This is a genomic window from Natronoglycomyces albus, from assembly GCF_016925535.1.
GTDB classification, from domain to species: domain Bacteria; phylum Actinomycetota; class Actinomycetes; order Mycobacteriales; family Micromonosporaceae; genus Natronoglycomyces; species Natronoglycomyces albus.
This window is the reverse complement of record NZ_CP070496.1, coordinates 335,346-355,823: the sequence shown is the minus strand read 5'-3', so window position 1 is coordinate 355,823 and position 20,478 is coordinate 335,346. Positions and strand designations below refer to the sequence as shown.

18 protein-coding genes are annotated in these 20,478 nt (G+C 63.3%); 6 read left to right on the top strand and 12 right to left on the bottom strand.

Annotation, left to right across the window (positions count from 1 at the left end):
- Positions 1-201: 201 nt before the first annotated feature.
- The 6 genes from JQS30_RS01475 to JQS30_RS01450 form a co-directional block, all read right to left on the bottom strand.
- Positions 202-984 carry an enoyl-CoA hydratase gene (locus JQS30_RS01475; protein ID WP_213171638.1) on the bottom strand — a complete coding sequence of 261 codons (783 nt, stop codon included), beginning with the start codon at positions 982-984 and terminating at the stop codon, positions 202-204.
- Positions 981-1,886, bottom strand: a complete 906-nt coding sequence (mmsB, locus tag JQS30_RS01470; protein ID WP_213171637.1) for a 3-hydroxyisobutyrate dehydrogenase — start codon at positions 1,884-1,886, stop codon at positions 981-983. Before mmsB ends, JQS30_RS01475 begins: the two co-directional genes overlap by 4 nt.
- Positions 1,883-2,944: an enoyl-CoA hydratase/isomerase family protein gene (locus JQS30_RS01465; RefSeq protein WP_213171636.1), complete on the bottom strand. Its 1,062-nt coding sequence runs from the start codon at positions 2,942-2,944 to the stop codon at positions 1,883-1,885. The genes mmsB and JQS30_RS01465 overlap by 4 nt, the downstream gene beginning before the upstream one ends.
- Complete coding sequence (locus JQS30_RS01460; protein ID WP_213171635.1) at positions 2,941-4,080, bottom strand: acyl-CoA dehydrogenase family protein; 1,140 nt, start codon at positions 4,078-4,080, stop codon at positions 2,941-2,943. Before JQS30_RS01460 ends, JQS30_RS01465 begins: the two co-directional genes overlap by 4 nt.
- Positions 4,081-4,088: 8 nt before the next feature.
- Positions 4,089-5,585, bottom strand: a complete 1,497-nt coding sequence (locus JQS30_RS01455; RefSeq protein ID WP_213171634.1) for a CoA-acylating methylmalonate-semialdehyde dehydrogenase — start codon at positions 5,583-5,585, stop codon at positions 4,089-4,091.
- Between the two features lie 294 nt (positions 5,586-5,879).
- Complete coding sequence (locus JQS30_RS01450; protein WP_213171633.1) at positions 5,880-6,290, bottom strand: hypothetical protein; 411 nt, start codon at positions 6,288-6,290, stop codon at positions 5,880-5,882.
- A gap of 88 nt (positions 6,291-6,378) precedes the next feature.
- On the opposite strand from JQS30_RS01450, the gene JQS30_RS01445 reads away from it, so the two are divergent.
- The 4 genes from JQS30_RS01445 to JQS30_RS01430 all read left to right on the top strand — a co-directional run bounded on the left by JQS30_RS01445 (position 6,379) and on the right by JQS30_RS01430 (position 11,064).
- Positions 6,379-6,939, top strand: a complete 561-nt coding sequence (locus JQS30_RS01445) for a TetR/AcrR family transcriptional regulator (RefSeq protein WP_213171632.1) — start codon at positions 6,379-6,381, stop codon at positions 6,937-6,939.
- Between the two features lie 89 nt (positions 6,940-7,028).
- Positions 7,029-7,430 (top strand): VOC family protein, encoded by a 402-nt coding sequence (locus tag JQS30_RS01440; RefSeq protein WP_213171631.1) that lies wholly within the window; start codon positions 7,029-7,031, stop codon positions 7,428-7,430.
- A gap of 94 nt (positions 7,431-7,524) precedes the next feature.
- Positions 7,525-8,136, top strand: a complete 612-nt coding sequence (locus JQS30_RS01435) for a dihydrofolate reductase family protein (protein WP_213171630.1) — start codon at positions 7,525-7,527, stop codon at positions 8,134-8,136.
- A 102-nt stretch (positions 8,137-8,238) separates the two neighbouring features.
- A complete protein-coding gene (locus JQS30_RS01430; protein WP_213171629.1) occupies positions 8,239-11,064 on the top strand; it encodes an SCO7613 C-terminal domain-containing membrane protein in 2,826 nt (941 codons plus the stop codon).
- Between the two features lie 63 nt (positions 11,065-11,127).
- Here JQS30_RS01430 and JQS30_RS01425 read toward each other — a convergent pair whose 3' ends face one another.
- The 4 genes from JQS30_RS01425 to JQS30_RS01410 form a co-directional block, all read right to left on the bottom strand.
- Complete coding sequence (locus tag JQS30_RS01425; RefSeq protein WP_213171628.1) at positions 11,128-11,487, bottom strand: nuclear transport factor 2 family protein; 360 nt, start codon at positions 11,485-11,487, stop codon at positions 11,128-11,130.
- Positions 11,488-11,532: 45 nt separating this feature from the next.
- Positions 11,533-12,615, bottom strand: coding sequence for a TFIIB-type zinc ribbon-containing protein (locus JQS30_RS01420; protein ID WP_213171627.1), 1,083 nt, complete (start codon positions 12,613-12,615; stop codon positions 11,533-11,535).
- A 270-nt stretch (positions 12,616-12,885) separates the two neighbouring features.
- On the bottom strand, positions 12,886-14,016 hold the full coding sequence (locus JQS30_RS01415) for an SPFH domain-containing protein (protein ID WP_213171626.1): 1,131 nt from the start codon (positions 14,014-14,016) through the stop codon (positions 12,886-12,888).
- 554 nt (positions 14,017-14,570) lie between these two features.
- The gene (locus tag JQS30_RS01410) at positions 14,571-14,996 is read right to left on the bottom strand and encodes a hypothetical protein (RefSeq protein WP_213171625.1); all 426 of its coding nucleotides are present in this window, start codon (positions 14,994-14,996) and stop codon (positions 14,571-14,573) included.
- Positions 14,997-15,134: 138 nt separating this feature from the next.
- Here JQS30_RS01410 and JQS30_RS01405 point away from each other — a divergent pair, with 138 nt between their 5' ends.
- Positions 15,135-16,655, top strand: coding sequence for a GGDEF domain-containing protein (locus tag JQS30_RS01405; protein WP_213171624.1), 1,521 nt, complete (start codon positions 15,135-15,137; stop codon positions 16,653-16,655).
- A 72-nt stretch (positions 16,656-16,727) separates the two neighbouring features.
- Here JQS30_RS01405 and putP read toward each other — a convergent pair whose 3' ends face one another.
- Both putP and JQS30_RS01395 read right to left on the bottom strand, forming a co-directional pair.
- Complete coding sequence (gene putP, locus JQS30_RS01400; protein WP_213171623.1) at positions 16,728-18,242, bottom strand: sodium/proline symporter PutP; 1,515 nt, start codon at positions 18,240-18,242, stop codon at positions 16,728-16,730.
- A gap of 511 nt (positions 18,243-18,753) precedes the next feature.
- Positions 18,754-19,293 (bottom strand): arsenate-mycothiol transferase ArsC, encoded by a 540-nt coding sequence (locus tag JQS30_RS01395; RefSeq protein WP_213171622.1) that lies wholly within the window; start codon positions 19,291-19,293, stop codon positions 18,754-18,756.
- A 327-nt stretch (positions 19,294-19,620) separates the two neighbouring features.
- On the opposite strand from JQS30_RS01395, the gene JQS30_RS01390 reads away from it, so the two are divergent.
- Positions 19,621-20,415 (top strand): DUF4097 family beta strand repeat-containing protein, encoded by a 795-nt coding sequence (locus JQS30_RS01390; protein ID WP_213171621.1) that lies wholly within the window; start codon positions 19,621-19,623, stop codon positions 20,413-20,415.
- Positions 20,416-20,478 lie beyond the last annotated feature (63 nt).

Here is a 20,478-nt window from a genome sequence, read left to right as displayed (position 1 = left end):
TAGCTTCCGCTCGGGCATAGGCCCATCCGCTGGCTCCACTTAGACCACATCGAACCCACCGAACGCACAACGGAGGCTCTCCCGCTTGCTGGCAGGGGCCTCGCGGCCCGGTGGGAGTGCTGCCAGCTCGACGAAAGAGCCTCCTGCTTACCGAGTGCCTTCTGTGCCCCCTGTGGGGGGCTTTAACCAACTAGGTCAACGCTAGTTGTGCTTGAATTCCGGCTTTCGCTTCTCAATGAAGGCCGCCATTCCCTCACTGCGGTCCTCCAGGGCAAACGTCGCGTGGAACGTGCGACGCTCGAAACGGACTCCCTCGGCCAACGTTGTCTCCAGGGCCGCATTGACGGCTTCTTTCGCAACGTAGGTGGCCGGAAGGGACATCGAGGCGATCTTAGTCGCCGCCTCCATCGTCTCTTTCAACAACGTGTCAGCGGGAACCACCCGTGAGACGAGACCCGAACGCTCGGCTTCCTCGGCGTCCATCTGCCGCCCGGTCAGGATCAGGTCCATCGCCTTGGCCTTGCCGACGGCGCGGGTCAGGCGCTGCGATCCGCCGATACCGGGGATGACACCCAGGGTGATCTCAGGCTGTCCGAACTTGGCCGAATCCGCGGCGATCAACATGTCACACATCATCGCCAGCTCGCAGCCACCGCCCAGCGCATAGCCGGATACGGCCGCGATCGTCGGAGTGCGTACATCGCAGAACCGGTCCCACAGCGCAAACCAGTCCGACAACAGCATGTCCTGATAGGACTGTGCCTGCATCTCCTTGATGTCGGCCCCGGCGGCGAAGGCGCGCTCCGATCCCGTCACCACGATCGCGCCAATGCCACGGTCGGCGTCGAACGCCTCAGCAGCGGCCACAACCTCCCGCATCAGCGCGTCATTCAACGCGTTGAGCGCCTTGGGACGGTTCAGCGTGATGACGCCGACCCGGCCCTCAGTGGTCACGATGATGTTCTCGTACGCCTGTTCACTCATGCTGCCTCGTCCTGGGAGTTGTCACGGATCTGATTGATGATTCCCGAGAAGTCGAATCCCGCCCCGCCCTCTTCGGCGAACTTGCGGTAGATCTCGGCCACCAGCGTACCCAGCTGAGAGTGGGTCCCGGTGCTGTCGATAGCGTCCATCGCCAGCCCCAAATCCTTACTCATCAGCGACACGGCAAAGCCGGGCTTGTAGTCGCGGTTGGCCGGGCTACCCGGAACGGGGCCAGGCACCGGGCAGTTGGTCGTCAACGCCCAGCATTGCCCCGAGGCGGTCGACGCCACGTCATAGAGCGCCTGGTTGGTCAAGCCCAGCTTCTCCCCGAGTACGAACGCCTCACTGACACCGACCATCGAAATGGCCAGCATCATGTTGTTGCACACCTTCGCCGCCTGCCCGGCCCCTGCCTCACCACAGTGGACGACCCGCCCTGCCATCGGTTCGAGCACGGGCTGGGCCTTGCCGAAATCGGCCTCGGAGCCGCCGACCATAAAGGTCAACGTTCCGGCGCTGGCGCCCATGACGCCACCGGAGACCGGGGCGTCGATGCTGCGGTGTCCGGCCGCGTTGGCTCGCTTCGCGGCCACACGGGCGTCATCGACGGAGATGGTGGAGCTGTCGATGAACAACGTGTCGGGTTTGGCCGCGGCCAGGAGGCCCTCGCCGGTGCCGTAGGCGTCGAGCACGTGTTTGCCGCTGGGCAGCATCGTGATGACGACGTCGACATCAGCCACGGCCTCTGGCGCGGAGGAGGCGATGGTGACACCCTGTTCGCGCGCGGCCTCGAGCGCGGCGGGAACCAGGTCGAATCCGGTCACTGAGTGTCCGGCCTTGACCAGGTTGGCCGCCATCGGGCCACCCATGTTGCCCAGACCGATAAAGGCTATGGAAGTCATGATTTCTCCTTGGAGTTCGCACGCTTCCCTAGGCCGAGTTCATCGGGGAGGGGAGCGAAAAAGGCTTCGATGTCGTCCGCGTTCAACTGGGCGATCGTCGGCGGGTTCCAGCTGGGGTTGCGGTCCTTGTCGATGACTTGGGCGCGCACCCCCTCGACAAAGTCCGGCGCCCGCGAAATGCGAACGGCCAGACGGAATTCCTGGTCGAGCGCTTCTTCGAGGGTAGCGAACGCCTTTGCCGTGCGCAGGGCACGCAGCGTGACGGCGCAGGAGGTGGGCGACTTCTTGCGGATCGTCTCGGCGGCTTTGGTAGCGGCCTCGAGATCGTGTGCGGCCAATGCCTCCACAATGGCGGCCAGGTCCTCGCCCGCGTAGCATTCGTCGATCCATTCGCGGGAGGCCAACAACGCAGCGGCCGGGGCTGGCTCGGCCAGGCCCGTGAGCACTTCCTTGGGGTCGGCGGTGGCCAGGCCAGTGATGAGGTCGTCGAGTTTTTCGCTGGGAACGTACCAGTCGGCCATGCCGATGGCGATCGCGTCACCGGCTTTGACCGACCCGGCGGTCAAAGCCAAGTGAGTGCCCAATTCGCCGGGGGTGCGAGAGAGGAGATAGGTGCCGCCTACGTCGGGTAGGAAGCCGATCCCGGTCTCGGGCATGCCAATGGAGGACCGTTCGGTGACGACGCGGACATCGGCGTGCGCCGATAGTCCGATGCCGCCCCCGAGCACGATGCCGTCCATGATCGCCACAAAAGGCTTGGGGTAGTTGGCGATGGTGGCGTTGAGGCGGTATTCGTCGCGCCAGAAGTCCGCTCCGGCACTACCGCCGGCGCGGGCATCGTGGTACAGGGAGACGATGTCGCCGCCCGCGCACAGGCCCCGATCTCCGGAACCGGTCAACAAGACCGTCTCCACCTGCGGGTCGGTGGCCCACTTGTCGAGGGTCTCTTGCAGGATGCCCACCATCTGGTGGGTAAGGGCGTTGATGGCGCGGGGCCGGTTAAGTAGCAGATGGCCGACGCGGCCGGATTTGCTAGTGATGACGGCAGGTTCGCTCACGCGGCCTCCTTGATGAGGGCGCGGCCGACGATGACTCGCATGATCTCGTTCGTCCCTTCCAGGATCTGGTGAACTCTCAGGTCGCGCACGACCTTCTCGATACCGTACTCGCTGAGGTATCCGTACCCACCGTGGAATTGCAAGGCGGTGTTGGCCGCGTTGAACGCCTCGTCAGTGACGAACATCTTCGCCATCGCGCATAGCTTCACCGCATCGGCGTCTTTCGCATCGAGCGCGGCGGCGGCTTTGTGCAGCAGGCAGCGGGCCGCTTCGAGGCGGGTCTGGGCTCCGGCCAGTTCGAAGACCAGACCTTGTTGGTTGATCAGTGGTCCGCCGAACGCCTCGCGAGAGCTCAGGTGGGCGGTGGCCTTTTCCAGTGCCCATTGCGCCCCGCCCAGGGAGCAGGCGGCGATATTGAGCCGTCCGCCGTTGAGGCCGCGCATGGCGATCTTGAAGCCGTCGCCTTCGGCGCCGAGTCGCTGGTCGGACCGGACGCGGACCCCTTCCAAGATGACTTGGCGAGTTGGCTGAGCGTTCCAGCCCATCTTGCGTTCATTGGCCCCGAAGCTGAGCCCGGGGCTGTCCTTGGGGACGATGAACGCGGTGACTCCGGCGGCCCCTTCGCCCCCGGTGCGAGCCATGACCAGATAGACATCGGAGGTTCCGGCTCCGGAGATGAACTGTTTGACGCCGTCGAGGACATAGTCTTCGCCGTCGCGGCGGGCGGTGGCGCGCAGGCTTCCCGCGTCCGACCCCGCGTCGGGTTCGGTCAGGCAGTAGCTGCCCAGCGTCGCCATGCTGGCCAAGTCCGGCACCCAGCGTTGCCGCTGCTCGGGGGTGCCAGCGGTGTCGATCATGGAGGCGACCATGTTGTGAATGGAAATGTAGGCGGCAATCGAGGTGTCCCCACGAGACAGTTCCTCGAAGATCCGCACTGCCGCCGACCGGCCCAGGCCCACGCCACCGACATCTTCGGCGACCCAGATTCCGCCCAGTCCCAGCTCCCCGGCCCGACGCAGCACGTCTACGGGGAAATGTTTAGTCTCGTCCCAGGTCACAGCGTGTGGTTCGAGTTCAGCCTCGGCGAATTTACGGATCGCCTCGGTCATGTCGCTTAGTTCGAATTCCTCAGACATGCGCGGCCCTATTTCATCGTCGGGATGACGAAGCTGGCTCCTTCTTTGGCCCCCTTGGGCCAGCGGGAGGTGACCGTCTTCGTCTTCGTGTAGAAGCGGAAGGAGTCGGGTCCGTGCTGGTTGAGGTCGCCGAATCCGGAACGCTTCCAGCCGCCGAAGGTGTGGTAGGCGATCGGGACTGGGATGGGCACGTTCACGCCGACCATGCCGGTGTTGACGCGGGCGGTGAAGTCGCGGGCGGTGTCGCCGTCGCGGGTGAAGATGGCCACGCCGTTGCCGTATTCGTGCTCGGAGGGCAGGCGCAGGGCGTCTTCGTAGTTCTCGGCGCGGGTGATGATGAGGACCGGGCCGAAGATCTCTTCGCGGTAGATGCGCATGTCGGTGGTGACGTTGTCGAACAGGGTGGGCCCGAGGAAGAAGCCCTCTTCGTGGCCTTCGAGCACGAAGTCGCGTCCGTCGACGAGCAGGTCGGCGCCTTCGGCGACTCCGTCGCCGATGTAGTCGATGACTCGCTGCCGGGCCTCGGCGGTCACGAGCGGTCCGTAATCGGACTTCGCGTCGAGGCTGGGGCCGATGTTGAGGGTTTTGATGCGTTCTTTGAGCTTCTCGACCAGCGCGTCGGCGGTTTCTTGGCCCACTGGGACGGCTACCGAGATGGCCATGCAGCGTTCGCCGGCGGAGCCGTAACCGGCTCCGACTAGGGCGTCTGCGACGTCGTCGAGGTCGGCGTCGGGCATGATCACCATGTGGTTCTTGGCCCCGCCGAAGCACTGGGCCCGCTTGCCGTTGGCGGCGGCGTTTTCGTAGATGTACTGCGCGATCGGGGTGGAGCCGACGAAGCCGACCGCTTGGATGCGCGGGTCTTCCAGCAGCGAGTCGACGGCTTCTTTGTCACCGTTGACGACGTTGAAGACACCGGCGGGCAGGCCCGCTTCGATGAACAGCTCGGCGATGCGCAGCGGTACCGACGGGTCGCGTTCGGAGGGCTTGAGGATGAAGGAGTTACCGGCGGCCAGCGCGGGCCCGGCTTTCCATAGCGGGATCATGGCCGGGAAGTTGAACGGGGTGATTCCGGCGACGACGCCTAGTGGTTGGCGCATGGAGTACACGTCGATGCCGGTTCCGGCCCCGGTGGTGTATTCACCTTTGAGCAGGTGGGGGGCTCCGGCGGCGAATTCGATGACTTCGAGGCCGCGTTGAATGTCTCCGCGGGCGTCGGCGAGGGTCTTGCCGTGTTCGCGCGAGAGGGTTTCGGCCAGCGAGTCCATTTCGCGGTTGACTAGGTCGAGGAACTTGAGCAGGACGCGGGCGCGCTGGGGGTTCCAGGCGGCCCATTCGGCTTGTGCGGCTTCGGCGTTGTCGATGGCGGTGACGACTTCGGCTTTGCTGGCGAGTGGGACGCGCGCTTGCACACCGCCGGTGTTGGGGTCGAAGACGTCGGAGTAGCGCTGCGACGTTCCCGCGACGTGGGTTCCGCCCACGAAGTGGCTCAGTTCGGTGACCATTCTTGACACTCCCATAGGGTCGATGACCAAGTATTTGGGTTTCCAAATAAATGTATGGAAACCAAATTATATACGTGGAGGCCGAAATACCGAAGGTCTTTGAGGTGGGGAATTGTTCACGTCGCGTAAAAGGTCGTGCGGGTGTGGTCAGGAGCTTATGCGAAGGCACCGCCTGGGCTGTTCGGCTTCCTCACCTGCGTATTTACCGTTGATGGCAGCCTTGTGTCCGCCTGGGCGCCGAAGCGCCCCGGCCGGGTTGTCGTCGCATGGGCCGCTGTCGGGCCCCAGGTGTGGTTAGACGGTCAACAGCCCCACGCCCAAGGTGAGGGTTCCGGCCGCCAGGAAGGCCGCGCCGATCCAGATGAGCGCGATGAGTTTGTTCGGCGCGGTGGTGCCTTTGCCCAGCGAGGAGAGGAAGAAGCCGGCCGAGATGAAGATGGCCGAGGCGGGCACCCCGACTCGCGCGATCCAGCCCGCGAAGCCGGCCAGGTCGGTAGCGTCGGCTAGGACGAGGCAGACCAGACCCAGGGTCACCAGCACCCCGGCGTGGGCGTGGCCCGCGCGGGCAAAGCTTTTTTGAAATTCGGTCATGGGCACTTGTCCGCGCACGATACGCAAGAGGAATGCGCCACCGAATTCGATGGTGACGATCGTCAGCAGCACGATTCCAGCGATGGACGCGGAGCTATCGGAGAGCTCGATCATGGCGGTTGCCTTCCTAGTAAACCAATCTTGACATTGTCAATATACGTGCAAATTTTGACAGTGTCAAGATTGGGGGTAGGTTGGGTGGGTGAACGAAAGCGACCAGTACCACCACGGAAACCTACGACAGGCCCTACTCGCCGCCGCCATCGGCGAAATAGAAACCCACGGCCCCAGCGCGGTCAGCCTGCGCGCTGTCGCCAAAGCCGCTGGCGTGTCACACTCCGCCCCCGCCCACCACTTTGGCGACAAGGCAGGTCTCTTGACCGCCCTCGCCGCCGAGGGCTACCACAAATTCGCCGACGCGCTAGAAGCCAAGTGGGCCCAGACCGGCGACTTCGCCGAATTGGGCATCGCCTACGTCCAGTTCGCGCTGGACCACCGGACCTACTTCGGGCTCATGTATCGCCTCGAACTGCTGCGGGAAAACGACCCAGACCTACAAGCGGGCCGTACCCGCGCCTACAACGCCTTGCAAACCGGAGCCGACGCCGCGACCTCCACCGGCGAAGCGCAGATCACCGCCCTGGCCGGTTGGTCGCTGGTCCACGGATACGCCACGTTGCTACTAGCGGGCAATCTGCCCGAGTCGCTGGCACAAGACCCCGCCGCCACCGCTCGTCTTCTCACCCAGAAACTGCAACCCTAGTCCCGGTGGCCTAACACCCCAGTGACATCACCGACGCCGCCGCACAAAATTCAAGTGTGTCCTGACCTGTGTTGTGACAGGATCATCCGATGCTCAAACTCACCGATTTCATCATCGACTGCCCCGACCCGATGCGGCTGGCGGCCTTCTACTCGGCGGTGACAAACCAAGCGCTCAAGCCCGACAGCCACGACCACTGGGCTGGCATCCGCTTTGGCCACATCGAGCTAGCCTTTCAACGAGTGGACGACTACCGGGCCCCCCACTGGCCCGACCAGGAGCACCCCAAACAGTTCCACCTGGATTTCGAAGTAGACGACATCGAATCCGAACAGCGTCGCATCCTCGACCTCGGCGCAAAACTACACAAAGACTTCATCGGCCCCGAAGGCTACGGCTGGCGCATCTACACCGACCCCGTCGGACATCCCTTCTGCCTGTGCCGCAACAAAGGAGTCACCTGGGTGGATGGACAGGTGGTATGGCCCTAACAGGCCCACGGCCAAGCCCGCGCCCCACCGTGGATTCGCCCCCGTAAAACCCGACAGATGACTTTTCGCCCCTGGCCTCGTCTGCACTGAGAGAATGAACCAATCCACCCGAGTGGAGGCAACCATGGGAATCGTCCGCATCCACAGCAGCATGTCCCTCGACGGATACATTTGCGGGCCGAACGACTGGATGGACTGGGTCTTCGACCATGCCGAACTCACCGAACACGTCGAAGGCCTCCGAGTGCTAGACGGCCCCGCCACCCGCGCCGTCATCGACGCCACCGGCGCAGTCCTCTCCGGCCGCGGCTGCTACGACTTCGGCCGCGACGCCACCGAGGTGCCCCCAGAGACCGGCGAGCTCTTCGGGGGAGCCTGGAGCGGCCCCGCGTTCGTCGCCACCCACCGTCCACCCGCTGGGGACAACCACGGCGTCACCTTCGTCAGTGGCGACATCAACGACATCGTCAACGAATGCCTGAAGGCAGCCAACGGCAAAGACCTCCTCGTCCTGGGAGCAAACATCGCCTCCCAATGCCTCGAGGCCAACCTCGTCGACGAAGTGCTCCTGCACCAAGTGCCCATACTCCTCGGCGGCGGCGTCAACCTCTTCGAAAACCGCAGCGGCCCCATCGAACTAGACATCGTAGAAGTCAGGCCACAAAGGCGATCCACCACCATCCGGCTACGCCCCCGCCACCGATAGGTAGCCACGACACCCCTCATACCCACCATTTATGACCGTCCGATCACAACAACCACCCGCAATGGCCTACTAGCCATTTGCAACGGGCGCGACAATGGCGACATGACTACCTACGCCTGCCCTCGCTGCCATCAAGCGAGCACCCCCGCCGCATGCACCCACTGCGGCCGAGGCGAAGAACCCCTCCTTGGGCAACTGGAAGCCCTCGACGCGGAACTCAAAAGCCGCCAAGACGCCCGCAAAAACCACTACGACCAACTAGTCCACCTCGACGACGAGCTCGCCAGCCTCCGCCAACGCCACCAAACCCTCCTGGGCCAACTGCAAGAACTCGCCAACACCCACCACCACACCCCCGGCAAACAAACCTCCGAGAGACTACCGGCATACAACCAAGCCACGAGCTTCGAAACACCACCTGGCGCACAACAACAAACCACCCACCCCGCAAACGCGCCCGACATGACCGAACCCACCACGCCCATGGCCAACCCCGTCCCAACGCCACAACCGAACCCACCACCACCGCACTACGCGCCACCAGGCCACCCCCACGCCAACCCCGACGCCACCGGACGCACCGTACAAGTCATCCTGCTCAGCCTCGGCGGCCTCCTCACCGCCACCGCACTCGCCGGATTCACCGCCTACGCCTGGGACAGCATCACCGACGCCGGCCGCTTCGCGATCCTGCTCGCCGTCACCGCCCTCCTCTTCGCCGCACCCACCATCCTCACCAAACTCAAACTCAACGCCACCGCCGAAACATTCGCCGCCCTGGCCAGCTTCGGCCTCTGGTGCTCCAGCCTCGCCGGGTACTACCTGATATTCGCCGACGGACGAGCACTCAACGCAGCCACCATCACCGCCCTCACCTTCATCACCATCACCATCATCGGGCTCTACCGCGCCACAGCCACCTACACCGCGCCCGGCTGGACCCTACTGGGCCTAGCCATCATCGCCGCCGGATACGGCTCCACCCTCGACAACTTCACCGGCACCGCCGCCACCTTCGGAGCCGCCGCGGCCGCCGCAGCCTCAGCCATCCTCATCAAAACCCGCACCAGCGCCTACCCACGCTCCGACCAATTCGCCCGCCGCTGCCTAGCCATCACCACCATCGCCTTGACCATGCTGGCGCTGGCAAACCTGTTCTACGACCTCAACCTCACCGACCGAGGCCTCGTCGCGGCGATCCTGCTGACACTCATCGCCGCCGGAGTCTGGGGATGCAGCCTCTACGCGGGCCGCATCACCTCCACCACCGCCGCCATCACCATCTACACCTCGGTAGCATCCTCAGCCGTATTCGCGCTGTGGATGGTCGTCAACACCGACGAAAACACACTGTTCGCCCCCACCATCGGACTCGGCCTCACCGTCCTCATCGGACTGGTCCACGCGACCGACGAAAGCTACCAAAAACCCGCATCCCTCAACGTGACCGCCATCGCGGCCACCGCCACCCTCATCGCCGCCATCGCCACCATCGGCATCGTCATCACCGGCGGCCAACACCTCATGTTCGCCGCAGCCGCCACCGGCATCGTGACGCTCCTGGGCCTCGGGCTACCCGAAAACCTGCGCCACCCGGTGAAAATCGGCGCCATCGCCGCCGCCATCGGAATCGTCACCCTCGCCGCCATCAGCGTGCTGTGGAACGCCATGGCCTATCTCAACCACAACGACGACCGACTCATCTCCACCTGGGAAGCCACCACCGCCGCCCTCATCGCCGCCGCCGGTGTCACCTTCATCAAAAAACTCGGCGCCTGGCGCATCGACACCACCCTCGGCGCGGTACTCATCGCCGGGATCGGCCTCCTCACCCACTTCCAAGCCCACTGGCACTTCTTCCCATCCCTACTCGCCCTCGCCGCCATCGGATGGGCCCTCGCCTCCCTGGCCACCCACAAACAACGCGCACCCCTACGGTTCGCCATCGGAGCCGTCCTCGCGGCCGTGTCGCTACTCCCCCTGATCAGCACCCCAAGCGACATCGCGGCGCCAACAGCCAGCACCCTCATGTTCACCTGCTACGCGGTCACAGCCTGGGCCATCGCCGTGGCCTCACCATCGAAGTCTCTACGAGCCAGCACCTGGATCAGCGCCCCCGCCCTCGCGGTGGTCGCCCTCATCAGCGCCACCAACGCAAACTGGATCGACGGATACACCGCCGCCTACATCGCCACCCTCGTCGCCGCACTACAAGTGCTCGCCGCCAGCCTGAGGGCACAACAACAATCGCCAGAAAACATCTGCGCCACCATCACCGCGCACGCCCTCGCGGCCAGCGCAATCCTCTGGCTATACCTCAACCCGCACGCCGCAGGCACCCCCACAGTCGCCCTCATCGTCTACGCAACCGTCCTGGGCTACCTATCCTGGACCCACAAAACCACCACAGCCCGCATCGGCTACGCGCTAGCCAGCGCCGCCGCCGTCCTCGCGGCCTACTGGCACCTACTGGTGGATAACGCGGTTAGTGGCCTGGAGTTCTACACCGTCACGCCCGCCCTAGTGTTCCTCGTGATCGGCTTCATCGTCGGCCGCTCCCTGCCGCACCTATCCAGCTGGGCCGTCCACAGCCCAGGGCTACTACTAGGCATGCTGCCGACGCTGATGGTGGTACTCGCCGCCGGAATCGACGTCGGCGAAGAAGGCGCACGCCGCATCGGCCTCGGGGCGGCGGCGATCGTAGTACTCCTAGCCGGAGCCGCCATCCGGTCACAAGCCTCACTACTGATAGGGGCAGGGGTACTACTGGTGTTGACCTTGAAGGAAATGATCCTGCTGGCCGACCTCGCACCGCCGTGGCTGGCACTAGCCATCGGCGGGGCAATCCTGCTAACCGCAGGCGCGACATATGAACGCCAGCGCCGCTACCTGGCCCGGTTCGGCACCTACGTCAAAGAGCTCAATTAGACCCAGAACCGAAAAACGGTGGGGCGGCCCGGCTATCGCCGGGCCGCCCCACCATACTTACACCTACTTTTGAGCCTCGGAGACGAACCACACCTTCTCGATGAAGTCCTGACCCACCTCATACATAGCCACCGCGTACTTCTCAGAACCATCGGCCAAACCCGTGACGTGCTCGTGGTCAATCACCACGTCCCCATGCACCACCCGGTTGATCAGTTCAGCGTGCAAGTTCGGGTTCGCCGCAAAAAGGTCACCATAGCGTTTGCGGAAAGCATCCCCAGAACGGTCGGTCAACTCCTCCCCCGAAGGGAAGGCGAACACCCGCACATCCTCCGCATAGCAGTCGATGAAGGCCTCCAGCTCGCGCCGGTTATAGGCGTCCAACTGGCGATCGGCCAACTGGGCCGGATTGCGCGACGTCATCGACGTGGCTCCCTCCTGCGCCCGCTGCCGGACGCGATGCGCGTTTTACAAGATGTGGTACTGGTTGTCCAAGATGAAGAACGCGACCACCAGCAACACCGCGATCGTGACCGCGAAGGCGATCTTCCACGGGCTGTATGGCCGTTCACCAGAGACACTACCGGTGACCCCATTGACCAAGACCTGCCAGGACTTGCCCCGGAACATATAGGCCACCATCCACACCGGCATGAGCATCAGCCGATAGTGAATATTGGAGTACCGCGTGTTCTTCGAAGTGATGCGCTGCTTATCGCCACCGATGTCGCGACGAATGTCCCGCACGATCTGGCGGTCCATCCGCTCCTTCGCATTCACCAGCCCCTGCTCGGGATCGATGTCATAGCGCTGCGTCTGGTGCCCGGACAAGAACTCCGGCTGATAGGCCTGACCGGACTTAATCGGCCAGTCGGTGCCGATCTCCTCCAGGTGCTTTTGGTTAACGTGAGTCGAGGCCGACACCGCGAAGTCGCGGAAGTTACGTGCCACGTTCCCCCGCACCGGGGTCCAGCGAGTGCGCCTTTCTCGCACTGACTTGCCGTTACGGGTGACAGTGACGTAGTAGTCGATGCCGCGCTGGCCACGGTAGGCGGTCTGGGTGTCGGCGTCCCATACCCAGTGCGGCAGGTAGGTCGACTTGGTGTTCTTGGCCTCTTTGACTTTTTTGAGCGCGTTGGGCGCGAACCAGCGGGTGTTGATCCATTTGGTGAGGCGTTCCCGCGCGCCGCTGTGGTCGACCTGAAAGGGCAATACGCCTTCGGGGGCAATGAGGTCGGGGTCGAAGGTGTCGGCGACCAGGGCCGCTCCGCAGAATTGACATTCGGTCGACCAGGTGTCGGATTCGGTGTGAGCGGCGCACTGTTCGCACACGTATAGGCGCGGCGGGACTTGGTCGCGGGCGCGACGGGGCTTTTGCTGAAGTTCGACGAATGAGCGGCGCTCGATCTCTTTGGTGACCAGCTCAATATCTTGTGCGGCACCGCAGTAGGGGCAGTGCAGAGCGTTGGCGCCAGGCTGGAATTCCACCTGCGCTCCACAGGAGGAGCAGGGGAATTGGCTATATGACGGAGGCGTCTGGGTGTCGGACACGTCTCTCCCTTTCGAAGCGGGCCCTAGGCGGGGTCTCGGCGATGTGAGGCCGAGGCTGGGCGGGCCAGGGCCGGGCCCGCCGGTCGCGATGGCGCGATTGGTCGGTCTAGCGGGCCCGGCTGATGCCTGGCCCATCGGTGTGTCAGTCGACGCGGTGCCTGTGAGCGCACAGGACCACGGGTATGGGCGGTGTCGGGCGGGCAGGGTCGTTGGGACAGCTCTGCCCGCCCGGCACGATGTTCTCCTCTGCCGGCGTGGTCGGCTATGTGGTTATTGTGGCGGTAGTGGCGGCGGAGTCGAGCCGAATAGGTTTGCCAGTTCTGGCACCTCACCGGCGGCCTTCCATCCGTCCATACCGTTCTTCCACACCAGGGTCTCGCGCGTGAGCGTCCCCGCGCTGATCTGTTGCCTCAGCCCGTTGACGTCATAGGGCCCCTGCTGGGCGCCGTTGATGCCCGCAAACCATTCCTCTGCCGTCGGCAGCGGCGGCGGGGCCGCGCCACCGGCTGGCGGCGGCGAGGACTGTTGCGGCGGCTGTTGCTGTTGCTGACCGGCGGACATGCTCTGCGCCATGTGTTGGCCCATGGCCATACCGACTCCCATTCCCATGCCGTCAGCGGCTCCGCCCCCGCCGTTCTTGGCGGATTGTTCGAGCGCGTTCGCGGCCTGGAACTGGGTGTACTGGTTCATGTCGCCGACAATGCCCATCTGGGTCTTCTTGTCGAGCGCCGCCTCCACCTCTTTGGGCATGGAGATCGAGCTGACCACGAAGCTGGGTACTTCGAAGCCGTATTCTCCGAGCATCTCGGAGATGGGTCCTTGCAGTCGCTTGGACAGTTCGTCCTGGTTGGCCGCCATGTCGAGGATCGACAGGCCAGTCTTGGCGATCGCGGGAGCGAACTGGCCGATGATCTTTTCGCGCAAGAAGTTGTTGATGGCGTCAGTGCGAAACTGCGAGTCCGTTCCGGCCATTTCCCGCAACAGCTTCGCCGGGTCGATGACACGTACGGCGTAGGCTCCGAAGGCGCGGATGCGGACCGCACCGAACTCGGGGTCGCGGATGGTCACCGGCTGCTTGGTTCCCCACTTGAAGTCGGTGAACTGGCGGGTGTTGACGAAGTACACCTCGGCCTTGAACGGCGAGTTAAAGCCGTGCTTCCAGCCTTTGAGGGTCGACAGAATGGGCATGTTCTGCGTCTGGAGAGTGTGGGTTCCAGGGCCGAATACGTCGGCAAGCTGCCCTTCGTTGATAAAGACAGCCGACTGAGACTCGCGTACGACCAGCTTCGCACCCATTTTGATCTCATTGTTGTGGCGGGGAAAACGCCACACCATCGTGTCGCGGCTATCGTCCAGCCACTCGACAATATCGATGAATTCGCCGCGAATCTTCTTGAACACAGATACACCCTTCTTTATTTGCGTGGTCGCTTAACTCTATTGCTTGTGCGGTATTCAGGTGCGACCACAGGCTCGAAGCCTTGACCTCCAAGCGTGGGCAAATACTCCCTAGTGCCAGTGTCCTCCGCCATCTAGGCACGAGGCAACTCAGCCCTTTAGTCAGTTCTTCCCCAGGCTGAAAAGACACATCGGCCCGCCCATGAGCGGAGAATGCGCTAACTGTCCGGAATTCACCATTCGCGCACTCCCATAGGAAGACACATGCTTTTTCGGCAATGTCCCCTTACCGATCCCCTTTTTCGGCAGTGCCGTTCACCGCAGCCCGCACGCCCCACAGTCGCCCTCTTACTTCAAACCTCCCACATGAGGGCAGCGAGGCGACAACGCTGGCTATCGACACGTCAATGGACACCACACCTCAGCGCTCGAGGCCATCGGCCACCCTTTGGCGCATCGCGGTGGTGGGCCACCACCGCGCCTGTGAACCGGGGCCGCAACCGGGGCGACGGACACGATTCCACCGAGGTGAGGAAACCGGGTCGATAACACTGTAGCTAGGCGGCACCACCCCGGCCCGAAGAGATTTCGGTCAGGTCGACTTCGACGCTCTGGCCTCCCCATCCGTTCTTGCTGTCTCGCCCTTCCACGATCACGACTGTGACATCATCGGGAACTTCCACGTCAGTGATTTGACGAGTAAAGGGCTGCTCATCGGCGTGATGGCGTCCCAGTTCACGGACGCCATACTCTTCGCCGGAGGCAGAGCGGACTCGAATCGCATCGGCCCATCGGTCGGTCGAGTCGTATTCGGAAGAGACGGTCACGGTGAACAAGTAGGTGCCACCAGAACGTTCCACGTACACGTCGGTGACTGTGGGATGGCTCGGTGGTTCGGGCTCTGGTTCGGGCGTCTCGGAGACGCACGCACCCGAGACAGCGACGGTGAGGAACAGCACTGTCACCCAGAGGAGTTTCTTCATCTGTCTTTCCTTACACCTGGGGGTGGGATCTCCTTATATGCTAAGACATCCCTCAATGTCTATTGTGTTGTCATGTGTTGCGATATTGATATCGGTAACCCACTAGCAAAATGACGCTCCAGGTGGCAGTATTAACCCGTGGCGCTGTGGAGTGAATCCGATCCAGCGCGTGACTCACAGGAGGAGTACCTCCGGTTGCGCGAAGTGATGGCGGCTGGGCAGCTCGAAGACTGCATCGACTACGCGAAAAAGATCGCGTCGGGAACCAACGATGCCTATCGAAAAACACAAGCCTGGCTGTTCGTCATGGGTGCCCAAATCACGTTGCGTAACCGTGACGAACTTTCCCACACCATAAGCCACTCCGCCGAGCTGGTCCACTCGTGCAATTCTCGGCGACTCGAAGGGCAGTTCTACGCTCTGGTGGCCTTGTTCCACCACCAGCGCACCGGCGCGTTCAACCTCACGGCCCAAAACCTCGTCTCCGGCACCCGCTCCCTCGAAGAGATGACCGAGACCGGACAAGCCGCTGTCGACGCCTGGCATGACCTCGCCATCGTCTATTCCAATTGCGGATACCACGAACAGGCCAACTACACCCTGCAAAAAGGTCACGAGCTGGCCGAAGCCTGCGGCATACCCGTGGCCCTGATCCAGGGCATGGAAGTACGGGTCCGTACCGCGTTGTTCTCCTATTACGCGGGCGACCCACACGCGGCCATCGGCATCCTGCGCGACGCGCTCAACCGCGTCAAGCCCAACCTCGCGCTTTTGCGTTTCAACGATCTCGAATGGGTCAACTACGCGATTCAGCGCTTGAAGTTGCTGGGGCAAGACGTCAACTGGAACGTGGACGAATACCTGCCCGACGAGCCGTATTCGCCCGAAGACATCGACTTGCGCGCCTTCGCCACCACCTGCCGTCTCATCCAGGCCGGTCGCGGGGCCGAAGCGCTCGACACCATCAACTACGGGGTGCTCAGTTCCGAGACTCTGGGCGTCATGGAGCCCGAGCACCTCCGCTCGCTGGCCCTCGTGGCCTGCGGAGACCACGCGGCCGCCATTTTGGCCTCCCACACCACGATCTACGCGCTGTACAAACAAATTCGTCAATTCCAGTCGATGTTCTTCGACTCGATTGGTTCCCTGCTGGACCAAGAGCAACTGCGTAAGACCGCCGCGTCCTTTGCCGACCAGGCTTTTACCGACGAGCTCACGGGGCTGCCCAACCGGCGGCGTTTGGAGCAGTTCCTCAACTCGCTGCGCGGACAGACCATGATCGGGGTGCTCGACCTCGACAATTTCAAACCCGTCAACGACACTCATGGGCACTTGGCCGGAGATACCGTACTCCAGCGCGTGGCGGGCATCTTGTCGCGCAATATTCGCGGCAACGACTTGCTGGCCCGCACTGGCGGTGACGAGTTTGTCGTCGTCCTCCCAGGTGCTTCGGAGGGTGAGGCCCTCACCATTGGCGAGCGTATGAAGCGTGCTGTCCTCACTGAGGACTGGGATGTGTACGTGCCCGGGACCCCGGTCGGGGTGAGCATCGGTTGGGAAACGTTGCAGCCGGGCCTCGACCCCTCTCGTGCCCTGTGGGCGGCCGACCGGGCGATGTATCGCGCCAAGCGGGCCGGGCGACGCACCAGCCGCCACTGACCACCCCGTCGACCCAACACAGCCTAAAAAAGGGGCCGCTCGATGCGGCCCCTTTTAATTCTTTGCGACGCGCTAGGGCTTCGACTCAACTTTCGGCGCCACAAAATCGCGATAGCTGCCGGTCCATTCCAAGGACGTCTGCTTGCCGAACTTGCTGCCGACAAAGATCGCCAGCGTCGCCAGCGCAAAGCCGGGGACGATCTCGTACAGGCCCCAGCCAAAGGGATCGGTCTGGTTCCACACCATCACCGTTGCCGCACCGACGACCATTCCGGCCAACGCACCGACCCAGGTCATGCGCTTCCAGTACAGGGAGAGGAGGATGACCGGCCCGAAGGCCGCCCCGAATCCGGCCCAGGCGTAGGCGACAATATCGAGCACCGCCCCGCCTTGCAATGCGAGGGCGTAGGCCACGACCGCGACGCCGATGACGGCGGCACGTCCCACCCACAAAAGGTGGTTTTCGGAGAGCGGTTCGCGACGGAAGCGGCGGTAGAAGTCCTCGGTGAAGGCTGTGGAGGCCACCAGCAGTTGGCTGTCCGCCGTCGACATCACCGCAGCGAGAATACCGGCGAGAATAATGCCCGCGACCCATGGATTGAGCAGGTCTTGGGTCAGCGCGATGAAGACGGTCTCCGGGTCCTCCAATGGAGTCTCGAAGTAGACGATGCCAGCCAGACCAACCGCACACGCCCCAGCGAGGGTCACCACAACCCAGGTGACACCGATGCGGCGGGCGACCGGTACGTGAGCGGCGGATTTGATGCCCATGAACCGCATGAGAATGTGCGGTTGGCCGAAGTAGCCCAGTCCCCAGGCCAACGAGGAGATGATGACGATGAACCCGAGGGTTTCGCTGGCGACCCAACTGCCCTCGACGAAGGTGGCTTCCGAACCCATTCCGGTCAGGGCGGGGAAGGTGTCATTGAGGCCGTCGAAGAGGGCGTTGAATCCGCCCAGGGCGCCAATGGCCAGCAGCGGCGTGACGACTAGCGCGATGAACATCATCGTGCCTTGGACCGCGTCGGTGAAGCTAACTGCCAGGAACCCGCCCAGGAAGGTGTAGACCACGACGACGATCACGGCGATGGTGATGGCCTGATTGGCGTCAACTCCGAATGCTTGGTTGAACAATAGGCCTCCGGCGACCAGGCCCGAGGAGACATAGACGGTGAAGAAGACCAGGAAAATGGCCGCGGATACGACTCTGAGTAGGGCTGACGGGTCTTCGAAGCGGTTTTCGAAGTAGGAGGAGAGCGTGATGGAGTTGTTGGCGCGCTCGGTGTAGGTCCGCAGGCGCGGGGCGACCAGTAGCCAGTTGAGGTAGGTACCGATGGCGAGCCCGATGGCAATCCAGGTCGCGCCCATTCCGGCGACGTAGATCGCGCCGGGGAGCCCCAATAGCAGCCAGCCGGACATATCGGATGCTTGGGCCGATAGGGCGGCTACTGGCGAGTTGAGGCGACGTCCACCTAGGGCAAAGTCGGACAGTGTGTTGGTGCGGCGGTACACCCACACACCGATGGCGAGCATAAAGAGGATGTAGACGATAAAGGTGACCAGCATTGGCGTGGATATGTCGCCCATGAGTGTGCTCCTACCTGCGTCGGCGGGACCTCGCCGCTACCGGTCCTAGCGAGGCCGGGCACCCATTTCGATGTGCCCCGGTGCGGCGGGGCTGGTTCCTCCTCGATTCGGCCATGGCCGGCGAGCATATCGAGTTAGTCGGAAATGGGCACGTTGCTTGAAATGAGGGTATCGCTGGAATCCACGTTCGTCTATGCATCGGAGCTCAAAGTGCAAACTCGAACTGAAATTCGGAGCTCGTTCGATTTCTCAGGGCTCACTGTGGGCGGGCACGCTGAACCAGGCGGCGGCCAACTTGGGCTCAAGCACCGGGACGTCGCTCTCTCCTCGGGTCACTCTCGAGGCCACGGCGCTGGGATGTCGTTGCCGGGGTGTCCCACCAAAGGGAAGGCGACCTGAAGGCGCGCAGGGGTCAGGGGCAGCCTCACCTCGGTGAGATATGGGCGCGTTGCCATAACGACGCCCAACGGTGAAACCGCGCTGCGGGTGGTCGAGGACCCTTAAACGAGTCCTAGTCGATCCCCAAGGAAAGGATGAGCTCGTTGACGTGCTGGTCGATCAGCTCAATCAACTCAGTCGCCCCGGCGACCCCTGGCCCTTTGGGGTGGCCGACATCCCAGGTGAGGTTTTGTTTGCCTTCGATGACCGGCAAATCGTCCCCGGCTCCTAGGTTGACGATGACGTCGGCGACGTCGAGAATTTCGGCAGTCCACGGCTTGGGGTAGCCGCCGGAGGCGTCGACGTTACGACGGGCCAGCAACTCGACCACGTCGGGGTTGATATCGGAGTCGGGCTTCGAACCGGCCGACCAGGAGATCGCGCGCGCCCCGGCATAGGCGTTGAGAAGCGCGGCGGCGGCTTGGCTGCGCCCAGAGTTGCCTTCGCATACGAACAAGACGATCGGTCGCTCATCGTCGGTAGCGCCTTCGAGACGCGCCTTGGCGAATCCTCGCTGATCGGCAAAGTTGGCGGCGCGGCGCGACAGGTCTGACGCCTTGGGGGCCAGCTCGGCGAGGAGGCGTCGGCTGTCGGCAAGAAGTTCATCAGTCACATCCATAAGCCTACGTGCGAGGCAATGGGGACCGGTGCGTTGTCCCCCCTATCGCCCTTTTCTTGGGCGCTGTTCGCACTTGTGCCTCGGTGGTATCCCCATGGGAGTCCTTTGCGGGCAGTCACGACTGACACATCCGCCACTTAGAGCCCCAATCAGGCCCCGCAACCGGTGACCCGCGCCAGAGCGAAGGGCGGTTCTCTTCTGCCCCAACAGAAGCCGTCGCTTCCACGACAGCGCTACGGGCCGACTGTGGGTGGCGTGGGGCGGCACGAGGGCGGTAACGTGAGAATTACCCGATTAGTGTTGACAGTTGGAGCACCCCCGATGACCTCGCCGACGCCCGAGCGCTTCCTTCGCCGACCGCTGCCCCGCGCGGCGGCTGCCTTCACGGCCGCTGCGGGCCTGTTGCTGGCGGTGGCCGCATGCGATCACGACGAACCCTCGGAAAACGCCAACGACGAGACGGTCTTCTCCGAACCCATCGAACGCATCGAAATCGAGACGCGCAACGGCCACTTGGAGTTCATCGCCTCTGACTCCGACCAAGTGAAACTGTCCCGCGAGTTTCAGTGGAGCAACGAAAAACCGGCCTCGGCCGAGGTCATCGACGATGGTGTCCTACGCATCGAGGTCGCTGGCTGCACAGGGATCGGGTCACGCGCCTGCGGCATCTCCTACACTTTCGAGCTGCCCGCCGACATCGAACTAGTCGCCAGCACCACAGCGGGGAACATCCGCACGGTGGGCATGAATTCTGAACAGGAACTGCACACCGACGCGGGCAATATCGACGGCCTAGGCGTCATCTCCAGCACCGTGGACGTCAGCACTTACGCGGGTAACGCCAATATGCATTTTGTCGATGAGACCGACGACGTCTCGGTGCACTCACGCGCGGGAAACGTGGAGGTGCGCTTCAGCGTGCCGCCCAACGACGTTTCGGCCCGCTCCGACGCTGGCAACGTCACTGTGGTCTTGCCTGAGGGTGGGACCATGTACGACGTGGACGCGAAATCGAACACTCACTCCGCTGAAGTCCACGTGGTCGAAAGCGACGAGGCCGAACGCAAGATCAACGCCCAAACGAGGGCTGGCAACGTGCTGGTGGACTACCCCTAAACCCAGTTCGTCCCAGGCCGACCCCAGTTGCGACAAAACTCGGCGGCCGCCTGGCTGCCGGGT

Excerpts from the sequence above, each read along its gene's own strand:
- JQS30_RS01450 (WP_213171633.1), bottom strand. The coding sequence starts at position 6,290 with ATGATCGAGCTCTCCGATAGCTCCGCGTCCATCGCTGGAATCGTGCTG.
- JQS30_RS01435 (WP_213171630.1), top strand. The coding sequence starts at position 7,525 with ATGAACCAATCCACCCGAGTGGAGGCAACCATGGGAATCGTCCGCATC.
- JQS30_RS01410 (WP_213171625.1), bottom strand. The coding sequence starts at position 14,996 with ATGAAGAAACTCCTCTGGGTGACAGTGCTGTTCCTCACCGTCGCTGTC.
- putP (WP_213171623.1), bottom strand. The coding sequence starts at position 18,242 with ATGGGCGACATATCCACGCCAATGCTGGTCACCTTTATCGTCTACATC.
- JQS30_RS01425 (WP_213171628.1), bottom strand. The coding sequence starts at position 11,487 with ATGACGTCGCGCAATCCGGCCCAGTTGGCCGATCGCCAGTTGGACGCC.
- JQS30_RS01475 (WP_213171638.1), bottom strand. The coding sequence starts at position 984 with ATGAGTGAACAGGCGTACGAGAACATCATCGTGACCACTGAGGGCCGG.
- JQS30_RS01440 (WP_213171631.1), top strand. The coding sequence starts at position 7,029 with ATGCTCAAACTCACCGATTTCATCATCGACTGCCCCGACCCGATGCGG.
- mmsB (WP_213171637.1), bottom strand. The coding sequence starts at position 1,886 with ATGACTTCCATAGCCTTTATCGGTCTGGGCAACATGGGTGGCCCGATG.
- JQS30_RS01460 (WP_213171635.1), bottom strand. The coding sequence starts at position 4,080 with ATGTCTGAGGAATTCGAACTAAGCGACATGACCGAGGCGATCCGTAAA.
- JQS30_RS01430 (WP_213171629.1), top strand. The coding sequence starts at position 8,239 with ATGACTACCTACGCCTGCCCTCGCTGCCATCAAGCGAGCACCCCCGCC.
- JQS30_RS01455 (WP_213171634.1), bottom strand. The coding sequence starts at position 5,585 with ATGGTCACCGAACTGAGCCACTTCGTGGGCGGAACCCACGTCGCGGGA.
- JQS30_RS01390 (WP_213171621.1), top strand. The coding sequence starts at position 19,621 with ATGACCTCGCCGACGCCCGAGCGCTTCCTTCGCCGACCGCTGCCCCGC.